18 protein-coding genes and 2 tRNA genes are annotated in these 21616 nt (G+C 31.2%); 8 read left to right on the top strand and 12 right to left on the bottom strand.

Annotated features, from left to right (window positions below):
• Positions 1-24 precede the first annotated feature (24 nt).
• The 7 genes from murD to mraZ all read right to left on the bottom strand — a co-directional run bounded on the left by murD (position 25) and on the right by mraZ (position 7827).
• Positions 25-1359 carry a UDP-N-acetylmuramoyl-L-alanine--D-glutamate ligase gene (gene murD, locus ACIQZ1_RS02260; protein ID WP_396158648.1) on the bottom strand — a complete coding sequence of 445 codons (1335 nt, stop codon included), beginning with the start codon at positions 1357-1359 and terminating at the stop codon, positions 25-27.
• A gap of 1 nt (position 1360) precedes the next feature.
• A complete protein-coding gene (mraY, locus tag ACIQZ1_RS02255; RefSeq protein WP_396158646.1) occupies positions 1361-2581 on the bottom strand; it encodes a phospho-N-acetylmuramoyl-pentapeptide-transferase in 1221 nt (406 codons plus the stop codon).
• 100 nt (positions 2582-2681) lie between these two features.
• The gene (locus tag ACIQZ1_RS02250) at positions 2682-4145 is read right to left on the bottom strand and encodes a UDP-N-acetylmuramoyl-L-alanyl-D-glutamate--2,6-diaminopimelate ligase (RefSeq protein WP_396158644.1); all 1464 of its coding nucleotides are present in this window, start codon (positions 4143-4145) and stop codon (positions 2682-2684) included.
• The gene (locus ACIQZ1_RS02245; protein ID WP_396158642.1) at positions 4142-6124 is read right to left on the bottom strand and encodes a penicillin-binding protein; all 1983 of its coding nucleotides are present in this window, start codon (positions 6122-6124) and stop codon (positions 4142-4144) included. The genes ACIQZ1_RS02250 and ACIQZ1_RS02245 overlap by 4 nt, the downstream gene beginning before the upstream one ends.
• Positions 6115-6474 carry an FtsL-like putative cell division protein gene (locus ACIQZ1_RS02240; protein WP_396158640.1) on the bottom strand — a complete coding sequence of 120 codons (360 nt, stop codon included), beginning with the start codon at positions 6472-6474 and terminating at the stop codon, positions 6115-6117. Before ACIQZ1_RS02240 ends, ACIQZ1_RS02245 begins: the two co-directional genes overlap by 10 nt.
• The gene (gene rsmH / locus ACIQZ1_RS02235; RefSeq protein WP_396158638.1) at positions 6474-7382 is read right to left on the bottom strand and encodes a 16S rRNA (cytosine(1402)-N(4))-methyltransferase RsmH; all 909 of its coding nucleotides are present in this window, start codon (positions 7380-7382) and stop codon (positions 6474-6476) included. The genes ACIQZ1_RS02240 and rsmH overlap by 1 nt, the downstream gene beginning before the upstream one ends.
• Positions 7357-7827, bottom strand: coding sequence for a division/cell wall cluster transcriptional repressor MraZ (gene mraZ / locus ACIQZ1_RS02230; protein ID WP_396158636.1), 471 nt, complete (start codon positions 7825-7827; stop codon positions 7357-7359). Before mraZ ends, rsmH begins: the two co-directional genes overlap by 26 nt.
• Positions 7828-8155: 328 nt before the next feature.
• Between mraZ and ACIQZ1_RS02225 the strand changes: the two genes are divergently transcribed.
• Together ACIQZ1_RS02225 and yihA are read left to right on the top strand one after the other, a co-directional pair.
• The gene (locus tag ACIQZ1_RS02225; RefSeq protein WP_396158634.1) at positions 8156-8911 is read left to right on the top strand and encodes an alpha/beta fold hydrolase; all 756 of its coding nucleotides are present in this window, start codon (positions 8156-8158) and stop codon (positions 8909-8911) included.
• A 69-nt stretch (positions 8912-8980) separates the two neighbouring features.
• Complete coding sequence (yihA, locus tag ACIQZ1_RS02220; RefSeq protein WP_396158632.1) at positions 8981-9598, top strand: ribosome biogenesis GTP-binding protein YihA/YsxC; 618 nt, start codon at positions 8981-8983, stop codon at positions 9596-9598.
• A 76-nt stretch (positions 9599-9674) separates the two neighbouring features.
• Here yihA and gpmI read toward each other — a convergent pair whose 3' ends face one another.
• Both gpmI and ACIQZ1_RS02210 read right to left on the bottom strand, forming a co-directional pair.
• Positions 9675-11183 carry a 2,3-bisphosphoglycerate-independent phosphoglycerate mutase gene (gene gpmI, locus ACIQZ1_RS02215; RefSeq protein WP_396158630.1) on the bottom strand — a complete coding sequence of 503 codons (1509 nt, stop codon included), beginning with the start codon at positions 11181-11183 and terminating at the stop codon, positions 9675-9677.
• A gap of 105 nt (positions 11184-11288) precedes the next feature.
• Positions 11289-13727 carry a DUF5916 domain-containing protein gene (locus ACIQZ1_RS02210; RefSeq protein WP_396158628.1) on the bottom strand — a complete coding sequence of 813 codons (2439 nt, stop codon included), beginning with the start codon at positions 13725-13727 and terminating at the stop codon, positions 11289-11291.
• Between the two features lie 244 nt (positions 13728-13971).
• On the opposite strand from ACIQZ1_RS02210, the gene ACIQZ1_RS02205 reads away from it, so the two are divergent.
• The gene (locus tag ACIQZ1_RS02205; protein ID WP_396158626.1) at positions 13972-14721 is read left to right on the top strand and encodes a murein L,D-transpeptidase catalytic domain family protein; all 750 of its coding nucleotides are present in this window, start codon (positions 13972-13974) and stop codon (positions 14719-14721) included.
• Here the strand turns inward: ACIQZ1_RS02205 and ACIQZ1_RS02200 are convergent.
• Both ACIQZ1_RS02200 and ACIQZ1_RS02195 read right to left on the bottom strand, forming a co-directional pair.
• On the bottom strand, positions 14710-16305 hold the full coding sequence (locus ACIQZ1_RS02200; protein WP_396158624.1) for a murein L,D-transpeptidase: 1596 nt from the start codon (positions 16303-16305) through the stop codon (positions 14710-14712). The genes ACIQZ1_RS02205 and ACIQZ1_RS02200 overlap by 12 nt on opposite strands.
• 69 nt (positions 16306-16374) lie before the next feature.
• Complete coding sequence (locus ACIQZ1_RS02195; protein ID WP_396158622.1) at positions 16375-16824, bottom strand: GNAT family N-acetyltransferase; 450 nt, start codon at positions 16822-16824, stop codon at positions 16375-16377.
• A gap of 116 nt (positions 16825-16940) precedes the next feature.
• Between ACIQZ1_RS02195 and ACIQZ1_RS02190 the strand changes: the two genes are divergently transcribed.
• A tRNA-Gly gene (locus ACIQZ1_RS02190) sits at positions 16941-17013 on the top strand.
• A 32-nt stretch (positions 17014-17045) separates the two neighbouring features.
• Positions 17046-17118 (top strand) — tRNA-Gly (locus ACIQZ1_RS02185).
• 29 nt (positions 17119-17147) lie between these two features.
• On the opposite strand, the gene pepE is transcribed toward ACIQZ1_RS02185, so the two are convergent.
• Positions 17148-17855 carry a dipeptidase PepE gene (pepE, locus tag ACIQZ1_RS02180; RefSeq protein ID WP_396158620.1) on the bottom strand — a complete coding sequence of 236 codons (708 nt, stop codon included), beginning with the start codon at positions 17853-17855 and terminating at the stop codon, positions 17148-17150.
• A gap of 179 nt (positions 17856-18034) precedes the next feature.
• Here pepE and ACIQZ1_RS02175 point away from each other — a divergent pair, with 179 nt between their 5' ends.
• From ACIQZ1_RS02175 to ACIQZ1_RS02165, 3 genes are read left to right on the top strand one after another with little or no spacing between them, the layout of a single operon-like run.
• A complete protein-coding gene (locus tag ACIQZ1_RS02175) occupies positions 18035-18775 on the top strand; it encodes a hypothetical protein (RefSeq protein WP_396158618.1) in 741 nt (246 codons plus the stop codon).
• Positions 18768-19271 (top strand): DUF6702 family protein, encoded by a 504-nt coding sequence (locus tag ACIQZ1_RS02170; RefSeq protein ID WP_396158616.1) that lies wholly within the window; start codon positions 18768-18770, stop codon positions 19269-19271. Before ACIQZ1_RS02175 ends, ACIQZ1_RS02170 begins: the two co-directional genes overlap by 8 nt.
• Positions 19272-19273: 2 nt before the next feature.
• Positions 19274-21547 carry a M1 family metallopeptidase gene (locus tag ACIQZ1_RS02165; RefSeq protein WP_396158614.1) on the top strand — a complete coding sequence of 758 codons (2274 nt, stop codon included), beginning with the start codon at positions 19274-19276 and terminating at the stop codon, positions 21545-21547.
• The last annotated feature ends 69 nt before the right edge of the window (positions 21548-21616 follow it).

The following is a 21616-nucleotide window of genomic DNA, read 5'->3' as shown; positions in this document are numbered from 1 at the left end:
TTTGCTCTTGTAAATCAATTACTATTATAAATTTTGTACCGCTTGTTTAAATTTACGCCCTCTGTCTTCGTAATTTTCAAACAAATCAAAACTTGCACAAGCAGGAGAAAGTAAAACAGTATCGCCTTTTTCTGCCATTTTGTTTGCAATTTTTACAGCTTCAGACATAGATGTTGTTTCCACAAACATTTCTACTAATCCTTCGAATTTATCCGCTAACTTTTTGTTATCAATTCCTAAACAGATGATACCTTTTACTTTTTCACGAACCAATGCCATTAACTCGTCGTAATCATTTCCTTTATCTACACCTCCAACAATCCAAACTGTTGGTGTAATCATACTATCTAAAGCAAAAAAAGTAGCATTTACATTAGTCGCTTTCGAATCGTTAATGTATTGCACATTGTTTATTTTTAACACTTTTTCTAATCTGTGTTCTGCACCCTGAAAACTAGTTAAACTTTCTCTAATAGTTGCTTTTCTAATATTCATTAATTGCGCAACCGTTGTTGCTGCCATAGCGTTTTTTACGTTATGTTTTCCTTCTAAAGCAAGTTGATTAATTGGCATAGTAAAATGATTTTCGTTAAGGTTGATATTTATTTCGTTGTTATCGGTTATGCTACCGCCCATATTTAATTTTTTTGAAATTGAAAAAGGCACTTTGTTTGCTTTTGTTTGATGTGAAGCAAACCAATTTGATATGGCTTCGTCATCTTCATCATAAATTAAAAAATCTGTCTCTGTTTGATTCATTGTTATTCTAAACTTTGAATCGATATATAACTTGTAATCGTAATTGTATCTGTCTAAATGATCAGGGCTAATATTTAAAATAATTGCTATATCCGGCTTGTAATTTAGTATTCCATCTAATTGAAAACTACTTAATTCTAACACATAACAATCGTGTTTATTTTCGGCTACTTGCCAAGCAAAACTTTTCCCAATATTCCCTGCTAAACCTACATTTAAACCGCCTTGTTTCAGGATGTGATAGGTAAGCAAAGTCGTAGTAGTTTTACCATTACTGCCTGTAATTCCGATTGTTTTTGCAGTAGTGAAAGGCGCTGCAAATTCTATTTCCGAAATCACCGGAATATTCTTTTCAAGCAACTTTTTTACAATAGGCGCTTTATCTGGTATTCCAGGACTTTTCATTACCACATCGGCACTCAGAATTAAATCTTCCGTGTGCTTTTCGTCTTCCCAAGCAATGCCATTAATACTTAGAACTTCTTTATAATTTTCTTTTATTTTTCCAAAATCGGATACAAACACATCGTATCCTTTTTTCTTTCCCAAAATAGCAGTTCCTACACCGCTTTCTCCGCCACCTAATACAACCAATCGCATATTATCTTAATTTTAAAGATACTAATGAGAAAATTGCTAGAATGATGGCCACAATCCAGAAACGTGTTACAATTTTACTCTCGTGATATCCTTTTTTCTGATAATGATGATGTAACGGTGACATTAAGAAAATACGACGCCCTTCGCCAAATTTCTTTTTGGTGTATTTGAAATAGGCTACTTGTAACACCACTGAAAAGTTTTCCGCTAAGAAAATTCCACATAAAACAGGAATCATTAATTCTTTACGAACTGCGATTGCAATTACTGCGATAATACCTCCGATAGTTAAACTTCCTGTGTCGCCCATAAATACAGTTGCTGGATAGGTATTGTACCACAAAAACCCAATTAATGCACCTACAAATGCGGCTATATAAATTGTCATTTCACCCGAATTTGGGATGTACATAATATTTAAATAGTTAGAGAAAATAATATTTCCCGATACGAAGGTGAAAATACCTAAAACCAATACTGAAATGGCGGAAGTACCAGCAGCTAAACCATCAATTCCGTCGGTTAAGTTAGCGCCATTTGAAACTGCAGTAATAATAAAAATAACTACTGGAATAAAAATTAACCACGCCCAATTTTGATAATCATCACCCATAAACGATAGTAATTCTGCATAATCAAACGTATTATTTTTCATAAATGGAATAGTGGTTTCCATTGATTTCACTTCAGGCGAAGTAGTTTTAATTACCGTTTCTATTCCTTGTTTTTTAAGCACTACATCTTCTTTGATTGTTACATTTGGATGAAAATATAAAGTCACTCCAACAATAATTCCAAGTCCAATTTGTCCAATGACTTTAAATTTTCCTTTTAAACCTTCTTTATCTTTTTTGAAAACTTTAATATAATCGTCTAAAAAACCAATACTTCCCATCCATACGGTAGTCACTAAAAGTAAAATGATGTAAATGTTATCTAGTTTAGCCAATAATAAAACCGGAACCAGCGTAGCTAAAATAATGATTAAACCACCCATTGTTGGGGTTCCTGCTTTTTGTACTTGCCCATCTAAACCTAATTCGCGAACAGTTTCACCCACTTGTTTATTTCGTAAATAGTTAATAATTCTTTTCCCATAAATGGTAGAAATTAATAACGATAAAATAACCGCTATTCCAGATCGGAAAGTGATATATTGAAATAAACCTGCTCCTGGCAAATTATACGCTTCGTCTAAGTATTTAAAAATGTAGTATAACATAATTTTATAGGTTTAAATTCCAAACTTTTAAAATTCCAAATTCCAAATCTTATGATTTACTATTTCCAAAATTGGAATTTGGGATTTATTTTTTTAAGTATTATTTTTCTAATTGTTTTAATAATTCTAGTACAATTTGCATATCGTCAAAATCCTGACGGACTCCGTTTATTTCTTGGTAGGTTTCATGACCTTTTCCAGCAATTAAAATAATATCACCAGAATTTGCCATTTGACAAGCCGTTTTTATGGCTTGTTTTCTATCAAGAATTGATATTGTTTTTTTAAAATTCTGACCTTCCACTCCAGCTTCCATTTCTTCGATAATCGTCTGAGGATTTTCTGTTCTTGGATTGTCTGAGGTAAAAATGGCTTTATCACTTAAAGAAGCCGCAATATTTGCCATAATTGGTCGTTTTGTTTTATCTCTATCGCCGCCACAACCTACAATTGTAATTAATTGTTCGTTTTTAGTACGAATATTTTCTATTGTTTTCAACACGTTTTCCAAGGCGTCTGGTGTATGCGCATAATCTACTATAGCCGTAATTTTGGTAGTAGAAATCACAAACTGAAAACGACCAGAAACACTTTCTAATTCAGACAATAATCGTAACGCTTCTGTGCTTTCTATTCCTAATTCTAATGCTACACCATAAATTGCTACTATGTTATATGCGTTAAACGAACCAATTAGTTTCGTCCAAACTTCTTCGTTATTAATTTTTAAAACCAATCCAGATAATTGATTTTCTAAAATTTGTGCTTTAAAATCGGCATACGTTTTTAAGGCGTAGGTTTTTTTTCTTGCTGCCGTATTTTGAAGCATTACTTCTCCGTTTTTATCATCGATATTTGATATTGCAAAAGCAGATTTTGGCAACTGGTCAAAAAATGATTTTTTTACATCTCTATATTCTGCAAATGTTTCGTGATAATCTAAATGATCGTGTGACAAATTAGTAAACACACCGCCTTCAAAATGCAATGATTCAGTACGTTTTTGGTGAATTCCGTGTGAAGAAACTTCCATAAAACAAAATTCGCAACCTATTTCCACCATTTCTTCTAAATATTTATTAATAGTTAGCGAGTCTGGTGTAGTGTGAGTAGCTTTATATTCTAACTCATCAACCATAATTTTAACGGTCGATAATAATCCTACTTTGTATCCTGCTTTTTTAAACATTTGATACAATAATGAGGCAATTGTAGTTTTTCCGTTAGTGCCTGTAATCCCAACTAATTTAAGTTTTTGCGAAGGATTATCATGATAATTTGCTGATAAATAGGCTAATGCTTGATTAGAATTTTGCACCTTCACGTAGGTAATGTTTTCTACTAATGATGCTGGTAAATCTTCACAAACTACAGCTGTTGCACCTAAAGAAATAGCTTTGTCAATAAATTGATGACCATCTGAAAGTGAACCCTTTATTGCTACAAAAACATCGTCTTTTGAAACCTTTCTAGAATCAAACTCAATTTTTTCTATAGGCAAATCTGTAGTACCGTGAACCGATTCAATTGTTACTTTATATAATATGTCTTTTAATAAGCTCACGATAATTCAATTGTTATTATTTGATTTTTCTTGAATGTTTCACCAGGATTGATAGATTGTTTTTTTACTTTTCCAACTCCAGTAAATTTAACTTTTAATCCTAAATTTTCTAATAAAGAAACAGCATCCATTCCAGCCATCCCTTTCACATTTGGCACTACATTTGTATTTCCTTGCGATTTTTTTTCAAATTCACGATATAAAACTTCTTGTTTTGGACTTTTTAGCTTTATGCTTTTAAATTTATTTGTGCTAGGCACATCTGTAAATATCTTTTGTGCAATTCTTTTAAAAACAGGCCCTGCCACATCGGCACCATAATATCCTTTTGATTTATCTGGATTATGAACTACCACTATGCAAGAATATTTTGGTTGATCTGCTGGAAAATAGCCAACAAAAGAAGACGCATAAGACATTTCTGCTTTACTATAATTTACCTGAGCCGTTCCCGTTTTTCCTGCCATTGAAAAATCTGGTGAATACAAGCCTTTACCCGTTCCGTTTTTAACCACGTTTTCCAATACTTTTCTAACTTTTAATAAAGTTTCATCAGAACATATTTTCGGATTAATTACCTCAGGATCGTACTTTTTAATGGTTTTGCTCCACTCTTTTATTTCACTTACAAAAATTGGTTTTACCATTTTACCATCATTTGCTACCGCATTATATAAAGAAAGTGTTTGTAAAGGCGTCATAGAAACACCATATCCAAATGCCATCCAAGGCAACGTGGTGCCATACCAATTTTTAGCTCCTGGTTGTGGTATTACAGGTTGTCCTTCTCCTTTAATTTGTAAACCCTGTTTTTTATTTAATCCGTAACTATTGATTCTATTGATAAATTGCCAGGGATTATTTTTATAGGCCTGATAAGTTGCTTGTACCAAAATTGTGTTTGAAGACACTTCAAAACCTTTCGCTAATGAAGCAATTCCGTATCCATGATGATTTGAATCTTTAACTGGTCTACCTTGAATCATTACTAATCCACCATTAGAATTATATACAGAACTAGTATCTGCTTTTTTATCATCAATTAAGGCTATTAAATCCATTAATTTAAAGGTTGAACCAGGCTCGTGAGATTCAGTAAGAGCATAATTTTGAGTTTCGAAATACGAACCATCTTCCGATTTCCCTAAATTAGAAATAGCTTTAATATAACCCGTTTTGGTTTCCATAACGACAACACATCCGTGGTCAGCTTTATAAAACTCTAATTGCTTTAAAAGTGCGTGATGTGCAATGTCTTGAATAAAAACATCAATGGTTGAAATTACATCGTATCCATCAACTGGATCTAATTCATTAATATCAGAAATAGGTTTCCACTGATTTTTTGCAATTTTTTGCATCCAATGGTGGCCATTTGTTCCGTTTAAATATTTTCGAAACGCATATTCTAAACCTTTACCTTGGTTCCCGTCACGTTCATAACCAATTGTTCTGTTTGCAATTAATCCTACAGGATGTTTACGCACCGTTTGCTGCTCAGCAATAATTCCTCCTTTGTTAGCTCCCAACTTAAATAACGGAAACTGTTTTACGCGCATATATTCTGTAAACGTTAATTTTTTAGCAACTAAAAAATACCTGTTTTTTGTGTTTTTAGCTTTTCTTAAATCTCTTTGAAATTCACCAGACGATTTTCCTACTAACTTGGCTAACGAATCTGATAAACCAACATAATATTTTTCAAAATTTTCATCTGATGGTGTTACCGCATCAAAACGAATGGTATATTCAGGAATAGAGGTAGCTAATAAACTACCATCTGAAGAATATATATTTCCTTTATTAGCAGGAATCTCGAAATTTTTAACGGTACGTTGTTTGGCTAATTTTCTATAATACTCGCCACCCACCCATTGTATATTAAATAATTTTATTGCAATCGCAAAAGAAAACGCAACAACGCAAACCACCACAAAGGCTAGTCGGTAAGAAATAATATTGTCGTTTTTTATTGCCATATTTTTAATTTATCTATAAAACTTTTTTCTTCAGGTTTACGTATTACAATTTTTTTTGGTGGAACGGTAGACGGCAAAATTTGCCTAGCTTCCATTTTCTTGGAAACAGTGGATTCCATTTTTAATTTCATTAATTCGGAACGTGTATCTACAAATTTTGAACGCAATTCTTTTACTTCATTAGTTAAACTTGTAATTCTATAGTTTTTTTCATCGTAGTTATGATTAAAATAAACCATTAACATAGCCAATGAAAACAAGTAAATGATAAATTTCCATGTCTTAAGCGCATCATCATCAATTAAGAATTTTGCTTTTAATAAACTATATATACTACTTTCTTTTGCCATTATTTTTTTTCTGCTATACGAAGTTTTGCGCTTCTTGCTCTATTATTTATTTCTATTTCTGCAGCTGAAGGCACAATTAATTTTTCAATACTTTTAAAAGGCACTTCAAAATTTCCAAAAAAATCGCGTTCTGGTTCGCCTTCAAACATCCCGTTTCTTATAAACCGTTTTACCAATCTATCTTCTAATGAGTGATACGAAATAACACTTAATCTTCCTCCCGAAACCAATAATTCTTCCGTCTGCATTAAAAATTCTTTTAATACTTCAATCTCCTGATTTACTTCAATACGGATGGCTTGATAAATTTGAGCTAAAATTTTATTTGCTTTATGACCTGGCAAAAAACGAGACAAAACCTCTTTTAATTGCTCAGAATTTTTAATTTTTTTATCTGTTCTTGCGGCTACAATTACGTTTGCCATTGCGCTACCATTTTTCAATTCCCCAAAATCAAGAAAAACGCGTTTCAGTTCAGTTTCTGAATAATCGTTTACTACTTCATATGCAGAAAGCGTATCATTCTGATTCATTCTCATATCTAAAGTTGCATCAAAACGAGTAGAAAAACCTCTATCTGCCACATCGAATTGATGAGACGAAACTCCGAAATCGCCTAAAATTCCATCAACTTGTTTTACCCCATGAAAGCGTAAGAACCTTTTAATAAATCTGAAATTTTCATTTATTAATACAAATCGTTCATCATCAATGGCATTTGCCAACGCATCTGTATCTTGATCAAAACCAAACAATTTTCCGTTTGGACCTAAATGTTTCATTATTTCTCTAGAATGTCCGCCGCCACCAAAAGTGACATCAACGTAAATTCCATCTGGTTTAATATTTAAACCCGCAACAGTTTCTTTTAAAAGTACTGGGTTATGATATTCCATCTTCCTCATCATTTTGGTTACCCATTACTTCTTCGGCTAAATCTGCAAAATCAACCATTGCATGATCTAAAGCAGATTCATATAAATTTTTATCCCAAATTTCAATAATCGAAACAGCAGATGACAATACAATATCTTTATCTATTTTAGAAAAAATTACTAGATCTTTTGGAATTAACAACCTTCCTGAAGCATCAATTTCTACCATTCTAACACCAGCAGTAAACGCTCTAATGAAATCGTTGTTCTTTTTTACAAAACGATTTAATTTATTGATTTTCTGCATGACTTTATTCCACTCCTTCATGGGATATAATTCCAAACATGGCTGAAATACAGAACGCTTCAAAACAAAACCTTCCTCAAAATTACCCAGTTGTTTTTTAAGAGGCGCAGGTACCATTAACCTTCCTTTTGCATCAACTTTGCACTCGTATGTTCCTAAAAATGTATTCAACTTTTATAAATGAATTATTATTGAGACAAATTTAAAAAATATTTTACCACTTTTTACCACAAAATACCACTTTGTTAATAAGTTTTTGATTAAATTAGATTGAAATACCACTTATGTACTGAAAATACTGATAATTACAAAGAATTTAAGTTTTTAACGATTAAATAAATTGTTGAAAAAACGCTAATAATATCAGCATTGATTCTCAAAACAAATTGAAAATTAGAGTTTTAACTTGGAAACAATTTAATAATCTGAAATATGAAAAAAATGTGAAAAAAAAATGTATTTTTGTACGTATTAGATAGTTGAACTCGAAGACGTTTTTATGATAAAGAAAGAAAAAAAATATACGTATTTTGAAGCTGGCGAAGGTACGCCAATAATTGTGTTACATGGTTTGATGGGCGGCTTAAGTAATTTTGACGGCGTGGCTAATTTTTTCCCAAGTAAAGGATATAAAGTAATTATTCCTGAATTGCCTATTTATACGCAAAGTTTATTAAAAACTAATGTAAAAGCATTTGCTAGATATGTAAAAGACTTTATTGTTTTCAAAGGATTAGAACGTGTAATTTTGGTAGGAAATTCCTTAGGTGGACACATTGGATTGTATTTTACAAAACAATACCCTGAATTAGTTAAAGGATTAGTAATTACTGGAAGTTCCGGATTGTACGAAAGCGCTATGGGTGAAAGTTACCCTAAACGTGGTGATTATGAATACATTAGAAAAAAAGCTGAAGACGTATTTTATAAGCCTGAAGTGGCAACAAAAGAAATTATTGACGAAGTTTTTGCAACCGTAAATGACCGAATCAAACTTTTGAAAACGTTAACTATTGCCAAAAGTGCCATTCGTCATAATATGGCTAAAGATTTGCCTAAAATGCATGTGCCGACTTGTATTATTTGGGGAAAACAAGATAAAGTAACGCCACCAGAAGTAGCAGAAGAATTTAAAAAACTGTTGCCAAATTCTGATTTGTATTGGATTGACAAATGTGGTCATGCTGCTATGATGGAAGAACCAGATCAATTTAATGATTTGCTATTTAATTGGCTTAGCGAGAAAAAATTATAAATTCTCTTTATAGTAAAGAGAAAAATATCCTACGTCAATCTTTTGAGTAGTTAAAATACTGTAAATCAAATGAAAATTAATACCGCCGAATTTGTAGTTAGTAATTCCGAAGTGGAAAAATGTCCGAAAGACAGAATTCCAGAATATGCTTTTATTGGACGATCAAATGTTGGAAAATCATCGTTAATTAACATGATTACCAACCATAAAAATCTTGCTAAAACCTCTGGAAAACCAGGAAAAACACAACTAATCAACCATTTTTTAATTAACAAAAATTGGCATTTAGTAGATTTACCGGGTTATGGATACGCAAAAGTTTCTAAAATCACAAAAGCAAAATTTCAACAATTTATTACGGATTATTTCGAAAGCAGAGAACAACTTATTTGTGCGTTTGTTTTGGTAGATATTAGACATGAACCTCAAAAAATTGACACTGAATTTATTGAATATTTAGGCGAAAGTGAAATTCCGTTTTGTATTGTTTTTACAAAAGCAGACAAATTAGGAAAAACGCATATTCACAAACACGTGGAAGCGTACAAGAAAAATTTATTAGCCAACGATTGGGCAGAAATGCCTCAATATTTTATTACCTCAGCTGAAAGTGCTTTAGGTAAAGAAGAAATTTTGACTTATATAGATGAAGTGAATCAGAACTTGTTTACAGGCTCTGATTTTTAATTAGTTGCGCAGATTTTCTGATAATTATAATTTTTTTTAAACCCTCCAATAGTTTTGAGCTTGGAGGGTTTTTTATTTATTTAACTAACAACGAATGTTGCGTCATGGCTTCTGGTTGAGCAATTCCCATTAAATCTAAAATAGTGGGAGCCACATCTCCTAAAACACCTGATTGAATGTGTATTTTATCGTTATCCACTAAAATTACAGGTACTGGATTGGTCGTATGTGCTGTATTAGGTGAGCCATCTGGATTTATCATGGTTTCACAATTTCCGTGGTCGGCAATTACGATTGTGGTATATTGGTTTGCTAAAGCTGTTTCAATAATTTCTTTTACGCAAACATCAACGGCTTCACATGCTTTTATGGCTGCTGGCATACTTCCAGTGTGCCCTACCATATCGCCATTTGCGAAATTTAAACACACAAAATCCACATCTCTTTTTTGTAATTCAGGTACTAAAGCATCCTTTAATTCGAAAGCACTCATTTCCGGTTGTAAATCGTATGTGGCTACTTTTGGCGAGTTTTTTAAAATACGTGATTCCCCAACAAACGGTTCTTCTCTTCCACCAGAAAAGAAAAAAGTTACGTGCGGATATTTTTCTGTTTCTGCAATTCTGATTTGTTTTTTTCCAGCTTTAGAAAGTACTTCGCCTAGTGTTTCAGTAATATTGTCTTTATCATAAATTACGTGAACGTTTTTATAGGTATCGTCATAATTAGTTAACGTAATATAATACAACGGTAATTTGTGCATATTTTGCTCATGAAAATCGGTTTGCGAAAGCGCCTCGGTTAGTTCTCTACCTCTATCTGTACGGAAATTAAAGAAAATTACCACATCATCTGGTTGTATTGTTTTTCCTTCAGAAGAAAATAAGGGCTGTATAAACTCATCTGTTACATTTTCATCATAACTTTTTTGAATACTTTCTGCCATATTTGATGTTGTTTTCCCAATACCTCCGACTAACAAATCGTAAGCTAATTTTACTCGTTCCCAACGTTTGTCTCTATCCATAGCGTAATATCTTCCAATCACTGATGCTAATTTTGCATTCGTGTTTAAAAGAAAATTCTGTAAATCTTGGATGTATTTTTTTCCTGATTTTGGATCTACATCTCGTCCATCGGTAAAAGCATGAACAAACATATTTGTTACTCCATTTTCCTGAGCAGCTTCAATTAATCCACGTAAATGTGACGTATGAGAATGTACGCCACCATCTGAAACCAAACCTAAAAAATGAACGTTTTTATGATTTGTTTTTGCATAATTAAAGGCTTCAAGCAACGGTTTTTCATTTTTCAATGTATGATTTTTGACTGCTAAATTAATTTTAGCTAAATCTTGGTACACAATTCGTCCTGCACCTAAATTCATATGCCCTACTTCTGAATTTCCCATCTGACCTTCTGGTAAACCTACATGAAGTCCATCTGTACGCAATTCGGCATTTGGATAGTTTTTATATAACGAATCTATAAATGGTGTATTGGCATTATCTATGGCTGAAACTTTAGGGTCTGGAGAATGTCCCCAACCATCTAAAATCATTAAAATTACTTTTTTGTTCATCAGTGTTGTATTTAAGTTACGAAGTTACTGATTTTTTAAACGCCGACTCAAAAAAATTATTAACGAAAAGGTTTTCTAAATTTAATTATAGATAAAATAATTATATTATTTTAAAGCATTCTTGGCTTGGTTATAATCAATAAAATATCGAATACTTATAGAAAATGTATGATTTAAATCTTCATGATTAAACACTTTCTTAGTATTATAAACAAAATTCTTGTCTATTGTATTTTGAAAAATACCTGAGGCATTTCTATACAAAAACGACATTTGACTTCCTGGTGCAAACCACCAACTATAAGACAAATCAAAATTCCATAAATTCAAATTTTGATTGGCATTATCTGAATAAGAATAAGCTTCAGTATAACCATTTTCTAATAACTTAAAGTACGAATTATTTTCAGAAAACGACCAATAATGTCTTAGTTTTAAACCAAAATTCATTTTTGCAGTGATGGAATATTTCCCTTCCAAACTTGTTTCTAAAGTTTGATTGTCTCTTTTTGCGAAAATAATATCATTTCCAACTTGGTCTACACGACCTAAGTCTTGATATTCGTTGTTAATGCTATTTCTATAAATTAATGATAATTTATCGTTAAATCGATATCTAGGACTTATATCTATTCCCCAATACCACCAACCTTTAGTTTCAGTAATTCCAATATTTGGATTGATGTCAAATGCAAATTTATTGTTGTAATTGGTAGAAATAAATCCCCACATACCATAATTTTTTGGAAAAATTACAAATCTTCCTTCGACTTGAGGATTGTAAAAATTATATCTTTCAAACGGATTTATATTGATTCCGATTCCTGCAGAATGATTTTTTTTATTTGTTAAATTTAAATTAATATTAAAATTTTGCTCCTGAAGATAGTTAGTTGCTTTATCAAATTGTGCAAACGTATTTAAACTTATCCTGAATGAGTTTAATTTTTCTGTCGATTGAAGTAACCGGTAATTTGCATTAGCACTAATAGAAAAATAATTGGTTTGAAAATTAAAACCTAAATCATTGTTATCATAGTTTTTGGAAACATATTCTCCATTTACTGAAAATCTAATTTTTCCAGATGTTTCACCAAATCCTAAATTCGCAGTAATTCCGTTTTTGTTCTGCAAATTGGCATAATTATTCACATAACTATATTTTAGAGCTCCATTTAAATTGTACGTATTCTTTTTTGTGTTTAAATCAAAAGTTGTAGCGGTAACATTAGCGTCTCTGAAGTTTCCATTTCGAGTTACATTTGTATTAATTAATGATACTGATGAATTTCCATTAAAACGCTGATCTAATACTAAAACATTATAATTGGCTAAAGGTTCAACCGTTTCTGTCCTTATGCTTCCAGTATTTTTATCGCGAATAACTACATCTGTTTTTTTGGTAATTGTATTTAAAAAACCAATTCCTAAACCGTCTTTCGTTCGACCTGAAACTTTAACGGCATTGACCAAATCTATTGTGTTAGGAAAATCTATGACTTCTTCTGTTTCTGAAGTTATTGGATATTTACTGGCACGTTGTCCAATTCTTCTCGAATAAAACAGACCTCCTTTATTAAACAAATCTGTTCCTTCTGTGAAAAACGGTCTGTTTTCATCAAATATTTGTTCGAAAGGGCCTAAATTTAAAATCTTATTATCAAATCTGGTTTGACCAAAATCAGGAATCAAAACCATATCTAAAGTAAATGCATCGGTTAAACCGTATTTTAAATCTAATCCACCTTTTAGCGTTCCGAACGATTTATCTTTACCCAAACTATTTAAATAAAAAGAAGAATAGGGTATCAAAAATAAACGAGTTGGTGTATTAATTTTTTCAATCCCCTTTAAAATTCCTGACTGTTGCGTAAAAAAACCTTTTCTGTTATCTACAGGATTCCAAGTAAACATTTGTCTGTTTCTTCTCAATTCTCGAAAAAAGTTAATACCCCAAGTTTGTTTCTCTTCCTCAGAAAAACGGAGTGCGGCATATGGAATTCTCATTTCAACAATCCAACCAATATCTGTAATTTTTGCTTTACTTTCCCATATGGCATCCCAAGAAGTATCTTCATTTACTGTGGTTCTTATTAAATCCATTTGCCCATCGGAAGCACTTACAAAAAAACTAAATTCTTGCTGACCATCATTGAAACCATTGATAAAAACTCCAAAAAAATCCGCTGCACCTATATCATCTCTTTCTGAAATTTCTTTTAAAATTTTATCCGGTTCATTATCATATAAAATAGCGCCTACATATATGGCATCATCATCATAAAGTACTTTTACTTCTGTTCGAAGTTCAGGTAATTCTGGCTTACCATTTTCTTGGTTAAACATTACAAAGTTTTTTGCAATAGGTACATTTTTCCAATCCTCTTCATTAAGTGACGCATCAATTTTTATGGGATTTTTAATTTTTACGGTACTAATCTCCTTTTTATTATTTACTGGCAAAAATGGATTTGATGTTACCATTTCTTGAGCAAAAGAAATTTGAATTAAGAAAAGTATACTAAGAATTTGAAAGCAATTCATAAAAATGTTTTGTAAATAAAATTAATTAGTATCGCTATTGCCAAATTTGTTTCATTATCAAATGTTAATTTTTGAAATTAATATTAATATCTACTTTTTCTTATATAAATTTTCAAAACATAAAAAAGTCATAATATCGGCAAAACGTTAAAAAATATCGTTAAAAAACACTAATTTATTTTTTTTATTCAAAATTACAATTATATTTGTGCATCTACAGGTAATTGTAACAACAAGATAAACAATGAATTATAAATTTTTACCATTCCTTTTTTTAGTGTTTTTGTTAAGCTTTACAGCTAAAGTGAGCTTAATGGAATCAACTTTTAAAACCAATGAATTTGCAACTAATGTTGCAAATCCAATTGCTATGGTAAAAAATGAAACAGATAATATTAAAGAGAAATCGGAATTGTTATATTGTGAGATTCAACCTGAAGGGTTTTCGTTACCCGAATTAGAAATTTTCACAAAAGCATTTGAAGGTTACACCGCTTTAGAAACGCAAGGGAAAATTAAAAATAATATTTTAACAATAATTGATTTCAGTTTGTCATCCACAAAAGAAAGAATGTGGGTGATTGATATGTTAAACAAAAAAGTAATTTTACAAACGTTAGTTTCTCACGGTATAAAATCTGGAAAAGAATTTGCAAAATCGTTTTCGAACCAAAATGAATCTTATAAAAGTAGTTTAGGTTTTTTTTTAACCGGTGAAACCTACATTGGGAAACATGGTATTTCTTTAAAATTAGACGGTTTAGAATTTGGTCTTAATGACAAAGCCAGAGAAAGAGCCATTGTGATACACGGTGCTGAATATGTTTCTAAAAAACTAGCAAATAGACAAGGGTACTTAGGCAGAAGCCAAGGTTGTCCTGCAGTAGCTACTGCAATTGCTCCAAAATTAATTCAAACTATAAAGAATAAATCGGTGCTATTTATTTATCATCCTACAAGAATGTACGTGAATAAATCTAAATTAGCTTCTTAATTTATCGTACAATTTTTTATCTAAATCGTACATATCATCTCTAAATTGAAATCCCGCATCGTTTAACCAACTTGTCCAATATAATAAATGTACGTAGGTTGGTTCTTTTATTTTTATATAATAGGGTGATTTATTTTTTTTAATTATAGTATCGATTTCATTTCCGTTTGCCCATCTTTCATTGTCTTGCTTTATTAGAATTTTTTTAGCCAAATCTACCGGATTTTGTACCCTAACACACCCAGAACTTAATGCTCTAAATGATAAATCGAAAAAATCCCTGTGATTGGTATCATGTAAATACACGGAGTGATGGTTAGGAAAATTAAATTTTACAACTCCTAACGAATTATTGTATCCATGATTTTGAACATACCTGTAACTTGTGGCTTTTGCTGGATTCCAATTTGAGGGAGAAACAATATTATTTTTTGCGTTATAAATTAGAATTCTATTTCTGGTGAAATAACTTCTATTTACAGCCGCTTCAATTGATAAATCTTCTTTAATGATAGTAGGCGGAACCGTCCAAGTAGGATTAAAAACAAAATTAGACAACTTCGAATCTAAAATTGGTGTCATCCTTTTTGGTTTCCCACAAACAATTTTATGTGTAGCTAAAGTATCTTGATTTTTAATAAAATACAATGAATATTCAGGCAAATTTATTAATAAGTATTGCTCACCAAAATCTCTTGGAAACCAGCGCCAACGTTCTAAATTGGCTAATATTTGTGAACGTCGTGTGGCTACATTATAATTTAATGCTTTAATGGTGCCGTAACCAATAACACCATCTGCTAATAAACCGTGTCTTTCTTGAAATTTCTTTACAGCTTCAAGCATTGAACTATCGTAAATATTGGAATAATTTGTGTGTTTTTCGTTTAAATCTTTCCAATACACCAATCGTTTTTTGATTTCTTTTACTTCTTTTAAAGTATCGTTATATTTTAACTTTACAGATTTATTTATTGAATCGAAATTACTTTCTGGCATTTTATCTATAAGAACCAACGCTTCTTTTAGAGAAGTATAAATAGGATGATTTGGCAATAAATTTTTAATAGAATACCCTACTTTTTTTGAAGAAATTGCAGTTTTCAAATGATTCGCCATTGAAAATGGTTTATCAAATAAATCCCAATTTTCATATACCTCATCAGGATTTAATTTTCCTTTATAATACTGATTACAAAGTTTGTCATAGGTTTGAGTCAATAAAATATCATAGGCTAATTTTTCATCTAAAGTTAACGAATCAAACCTAACTTCTAATTGAAATATTTTATTGATATTAAAGTCTTTAGGGTTTAATCCTTCGTGTTTTGATTTTTCTATTTGTACTATTAAATCTTCTCTATTTTCTGCATCGACCCATATTTCATGATTGCCAAAAGCAGCATAAATACGTTTAATACTATCCGATTTATCTGACAATATATCTTCAGGAATGGCATGAATAGTAATTTTTCTAATGGTGTCAAAATAATCTTCACTCACTTTGAAATCATCATTTTTACAAAGTTTGAAAGACACAATAGAAACAATTAGTACAAGACTAAAAAACAAAACCTTTTTCATTCAATTGAAATTTAACAAATTTATCAAAAAATACTGGTATTTTGTGTGTAAAGCAAAAATGATTCCAAATTAAATATTAAAATATTTATACATTAAAAAATGTGTGCCAATCTCAGGAATTTCAAACGAATTACCTTTTTTAAAGCAACCCAATTTTTCATAAAAAGACACAGCAGTTTCTCTTGCGTTAAACCAAAGCAATTCAACTTGAGTTGATTCAATAAAACTAAAAATATCTTCAATCAACAACTTTCCAAAACCCATATTTTGATGCTCTTTTAGAATAGCCATTCCACGCAATTGCAATTGAGTTTTATTATCGAAATTTTCATTGTTAGATGTAAAAACAGAAGCTACTCCTATTATATTATTTTCAATATATAATCCAAAATGAGTAGTATCAACTGCGTCATCACCTAAAAAAGAGCACGTTTCAATAGGTTTTCCTTGTCTTAAGACGCTGCTTCTAACTGGAAAAGTATCTAAATAATTGATTTTCTTGATTGAAATTTTGTCCATAACGTGTTATATATTAATAAATTACAAGATTGTTTTTTATATTTTTTATTATTTTTTTCAAAAAACTTGCAATTAATCGGTTTTTCATATTATATTTGCACTCACCAAAATAAAATGCGAAAGTAGCTCAGTTGGTAGAGCGTCAGCCTTCCAAGCTGAATGTCGCGAGTTCGACCCTCGTCTTTCGCTCTAAAACTTATTGAATTTTAAAATTCTACCATGCGAAAGTAGCTCAGTTGGTAGAGCGTCAGCCTTCCAAGCTGAATGTCGCGAGTTCGACCCTCGTCTTTCGCTCTAAAGCCTCAAATTATTTTGAGGCTTTTTTATTTTAAATTACTTAAATCCGTTCCAGTTTCTATTTCAATTGGCTCTTTTCCTTGCTGAAAAAGTCGTGCAGGCAAATCACCTTTTAATGTAATTTTATTTCCTAACACTTCTAACCAGCTCCCTTCTCTTAGTCCTAAAACCGATTGCGGATTATATTGATGAAATTCTCTTATTCTAGTCTCTCTTGTTTCCCCCATATGTTGTAAACCTTCAATTGGATCTAAATAATGTGGATTTAGATTAAAAGAAACCAATCCTAATGTTCTAAAACTTGGTGGATATACAATAGGCATATCATTCGTCGTGTTCATAGTTAAGCCACAAATATTACTTCCAGCACTTGTTCCTAAATAGGGCGTTCCACTTTCAACTGCTTTCTGAATAATATCTAATAAATTGTATTTGTACAGCATATCTACTAAAACAAACGTATTTCCACCGCCAGTAAAAATGGCTTCTGCGTTTTGTATCGCTTCAATTGGATTTTCAAATTGATGAATTCCTTTTACTTCAATATTTAATTGTTTAAAAAACGGTTTGACTTTTTCTGTATATTCATCGTGAGTATTCCCTCCTGGTCTTGCAAATGGAATAAATACTAAATTTGAAATACCCTTAAAATGTTCTTTCAAAACAGGCAATAAATAATCTAAATAGGTGCCGCCGAATACGGTAGAAGTGCTTGCTATAATTACTTTTTTCATATGCTTTACAAATTTTATTCTATTCTTAACAAAATTTTATATCGATTGTAATTTTGTTCTATTATTTTTACAAAAAATTAATTCATTCACTTATCAAAAAATATTTACAAATAGTTTTTATTCTTCTCTTTCAAATTGTAGTTTCACAAAATGATTCTATAATTAAGGGAAAAATCATTGTGGAAACCAACGACAATGAGGGTATTACTATTGTAAATATTTCTAACAAAACTAATACAATTTCTGGAAACGGCGGCTATTTTAAAATAAAAGCGAAAGTAAATGACACCATAATGTTTAGTGCCATACATTTAGTTGGCAAAAAACACATCATTACAAAAAAAGATTTTGGTAAAGATTTACTTTTTATAAAATTAGATATTTATACCCGTCATATTAAAGAAATTATGGTTACGAATGCTGATGATATTACTGCGGAATCTTTAGGATTGGTCCCGAAAGGACAAAAAAAATACACGCCAGCAGAAAGACGTTTAAAAACCGCAGGTGATTTAAATGGGCAATTTGGCCTGAACACTGCTTTTAGTATTGACCCCTTATTAAACGCTATTTCTGGCAGAACCAAACAATTAAAGGCAGAATTAGAAGTAGAAAGAAAAGAGTTTTTACAATATAAAATAAATAGTAACTTTGATTCCGAATATATTATGAATCAATTACACATTCCAGAAGAATATGTACAAGGATTTGTTTTTTATATTGTAGAAGATGAAGAATTAAAAAACGCGGCTAAAGCGAAAAACAAAACGCTAATTTCTTTTCGAATGAGTGCGCTTGCAGTTGATTTTTTGAAATTGAAAAATTTACAACCCTATTATCCAAAACCTGTTGAACCAGAAAAAAATACAGAAGAAAATTCTATTCCAAAAACAGAATCAGAACCAAAAAAAAATGAATAAAAATAAGTTAAGTTTACTGATAATATTGTTTTCGTTTCTGAGTGCTTTTACTTTGCATAAATTTTATGTTGGGGTTTTTCAGATAGATTATTTTAAAGAAAAAAAAGCAGTTCAAATTACTGCAAGATTATTTATCGACGATTTAGAAAAAGCGTTATATAAAAAACACAACAAACATTTTTACCTTACTACAAAAGATGAAATATCGGATGCAAACACTTATATTGCTAGTTATTTATCCGAAAAATTAAAAATTAAAATCAATAATAAAATTCAAACATTACAGTTTTTATCTAAAGAACAAGAAGATAATATTGTAATTTGCTATTTGAAAATTCCTTTTAAAGATAACTTAAAAGAATTAGACATTTACAACAATGTTTTATCAGATGTTTTTAATGAACAACAAAATTTAGTACATTTGAACATTAATGGTAACAAAAAAACAATTTTGTTTACTAATACAGAAACCAACCAAAAACTGAAATATAAATAATTATGAAAAAGCTAATTTTAATTGTTTTCTTATTTTTCGCGTCATTAACTGGCTTTGCACAAGAGGTAAAAAAAGAAGAAACTAAAAAAGAACCTCAAGGGCATACTGATATTAATAAATTCAGTCAAATGTATGCCGAAATGGCTACGCCTAATATGTTCAGAACGGCTTCTGGTGCTCCAGGTCCAGCATATTACCAACAACGTGCGGATTATAAAATTAATTTAGAATTAGACGACAAACTATCCAGAATGTATGGAAGTGAAACCGTTACATATTATAATAACGCACCAGAATCTTTAGACTATTTATGGGTGCAATTAGATCAAAATATAGCTAGAAGAGACTCACAAACGCCTTTGATTGATTCTCAAACAATGCCACAAGCTACCTCAGCTGAAAACTTCGCCAAAACATATATGGGCAAAGGTTTTGATGGCGGATTTAACTTAGAATACGTTAAAGATGAAAAAGGCAACGGAATGAAATATACCGTTAATAATACTATGATGCGTATTGATTTGCCAAAGCCACTAAAAAAAGGAGAAAAAGTGGTATTTTCAATCAAATGGTGGTACAACATTAACGATTATATGAAAGATGGCGGAAATGGTCGTTCTGGATATGAAGTGTTTCCTGATGGAAATAAAATTTATGTTATTGCACAATTTTACCCAAGAATGTGTGTGTATAACGATGTTGAAGGTTGGCAAAATATGCAATTTTGGGGAAGAAGTGAATTTGCTTTAACTTTTGGAAATTACGATGTTAAAATTACCGTTCCAGCGGATCATATTTTAGATGGAACTGGAGTTTTACAAAACAGAAGTGAAGTCTATACTGCAGAACAAGAAAAAAGATGGCAATTAGCCGAAAATTCTTTTGATAAACCCGTAATAATAGTTACACAAACAGAAGCAACTGCTGCAGAGAAAAACTTCGCAACTATTAAAAAAACTTGGCATTTAAAAGCTGAAAATGTAAGAGATTTTGCCTTTTCAACTTCTCGTAAATTTATTTTAGATGCTATGGCAGTTCAAGTTGGAAACAGTAAACCTATGGCTATTTCTATGTATCCAAAAGAAGCCAATCCACTTTGGGAAAACTTATCTACAAAAGCAGTAGCGCACACGTTAAAAACCTATTCAAAATACACATTCGAATATCCTTATCCTAAAGCCATTTCAGTTTCTGCTGAAGATCAAGGAATGGAATATCCAATGATTTGTTGGAATTACGGTCGTCCTGATGAAAACGGAAAAATAAGCGACCGAGTAAAATATGGCATGTTAGGCGTAATTATCCATGAAGTAGGTCATAACTTTTTCCCAATGATTGTAAATTCTGACGAAAGACAATGGACTTGGATGGACGAAGGTTTAAATACGTTTTTAGAATATTTAACCGAACAAGAATTTGACAAAAATTTCCCAGCAGATAGAGGTCCAGCAAAATCTATTGTTCCTTATATGAAAGGTAACCAACAGTTTTTAGAACCTATTATGAGCCACGGAGATGTAGTATATAATTTTGGTGCAAATGCTTATGGAAAACCTGCAACAGGATTAAACATTTTACGTGAAACGATTATGGGACACGAATTATTTGACCACGCATTTAAAACATATGCCAACCGTTGGAAATTTAAACACCCTACGCCAGAAGACTTTTTTAGAACAATGGAAGATGCATCTGCAGTGGATTTAGATTGGTTTTGGAAAGGTTGGTTCTACTCTACTGATGTTGTAGATTTAGGAATTAAAAACGTAAAACAATTTTATGTAACAGAAAACGCTTCTAAAGAAACTGCTGCTGCAGTGAACAGAAGAGGTAGAAGAATGCCAAACAGCGGGCCTATGATTTACTTAGTAAATAGTGAAAGTTCAGAATTGAAACCAGAATCAAAAACAGCACTTGAGACCGAAAAAGTAATTGCTTTAAATGATTATTTAAACAAAAATTATAGCGCAGAAGAAAAGGCCGCTTTAAAAAATCCAAAATACTTTTATGAGGTAGAATTTGACAAACCAGGAAGTTTAATGATGCCAATTATTGCTGAATTACAATTTGAAGACGGCACCTCTGAAACACATAAATTTCCAGTTCAAATTTGGAGAAGAAACAACATAACTGCAAAACGTGTTTTTGCAACAGAAAAAAAAGTAGTTAAAATTCAATTGGATCCAAAATTAGAAACAGCTGATATTGACGTTACCAATAATACTTGGCCAAAAGAAGCTGTTGTGGATAAATTTGAACAAATAGAAAAGAAATAATAAAATTAAGGCCGTCATGACGGCTTTAATTTTTTGTATTAATTTCATAACTTTTATTACCTTTGTAAT

The sequence above is a fragment of the Flavobacterium sp. genome (genome assembly GCF_044341185.1).
Lineage (GTDB): Bacteria > Bacteroidota > Bacteroidia > Flavobacteriales > Flavobacteriaceae > Flavobacterium.
The sequence above is the reverse complement of the archived record's forward strand: the minus strand, read 5'-3'. Positions and strand labels throughout refer to the sequence as shown.

Bases quoted from the DNA above. Each gene is read 5' to 3' on its own strand.
- murD (WP_396158648.1), bottom strand. From the start codon at position 1,359: ATGCGATTGGTTGTATTAGGTGGCGGAGAAAGCGGTGTAGGAACTGCT.
- mraY (WP_396158646.1), bottom strand. From the start codon at position 2,581: ATGTTATACTACATTTTTAAATACTTAGACGAAGCGTATAATTTGCCA.
- ACIQZ1_RS02245 (WP_396158642.1), bottom strand. From the start codon at position 6,124: ATGGCAATAAAAAACGACAATATTATTTCTTACCGACTAGCCTTTGTG.
- ACIQZ1_RS02240 (WP_396158640.1), bottom strand. From the start codon at position 6,474: ATGGCAAAAGAAAGTAGTATATATAGTTTATTAAAAGCAAAATTCTTA.
- rsmH (WP_396158638.1), bottom strand. From the start codon at position 7,382: ATGATGAGGAAGATGGAATATCATAACCCAGTACTTTTAAAAGAAACT.
- ACIQZ1_RS02225 (WP_396158634.1), top strand. From the start codon at position 8,156: ATGATAAAGAAAGAAAAAAAATATACGTATTTTGAAGCTGGCGAAGGT.
- yihA (WP_396158632.1), top strand. From the start codon at position 8,981: ATGAAAATTAATACCGCCGAATTTGTAGTTAGTAATTCCGAAGTGGAA.
- gpmI (WP_396158630.1), bottom strand. From the start codon at position 11,183: ATGAACAAAAAAGTAATTTTAATGATTTTAGATGGTTGGGGACATTCT.
- ACIQZ1_RS02210 (WP_396158628.1), bottom strand. From the start codon at position 13,727: ATGAATTGCTTTCAAATTCTTAGTATACTTTTCTTAATTCAAATTTCT.
- ACIQZ1_RS02205 (WP_396158626.1), top strand. From the start codon at position 13,972: ATGAATTATAAATTTTTACCATTCCTTTTTTTAGTGTTTTTGTTAAGC.
- ACIQZ1_RS02200 (WP_396158624.1), bottom strand. From the start codon at position 16,305: ATGAAAAAGGTTTTGTTTTTTAGTCTTGTACTAATTGTTTCTATTGTG.
- ACIQZ1_RS02195 (WP_396158622.1), bottom strand. From the start codon at position 16,824: ATGGACAAAATTTCAATCAAGAAAATCAATTATTTAGATACTTTTCCA.
- pepE (WP_396158620.1), bottom strand. From the start codon at position 17,855: ATGAAAAAAGTAATTATAGCAAGCACTTCTACCGTATTCGGCGGCACC.
- ACIQZ1_RS02170 (WP_396158616.1), top strand. From the start codon at position 18,768: ATGAATAAAAATAAGTTAAGTTTACTGATAATATTGTTTTCGTTTCTG.
- ACIQZ1_RS02165 (WP_396158614.1), top strand. From the start codon at position 19,274: ATGAAAAAGCTAATTTTAATTGTTTTCTTATTTTTCGCGTCATTAACT.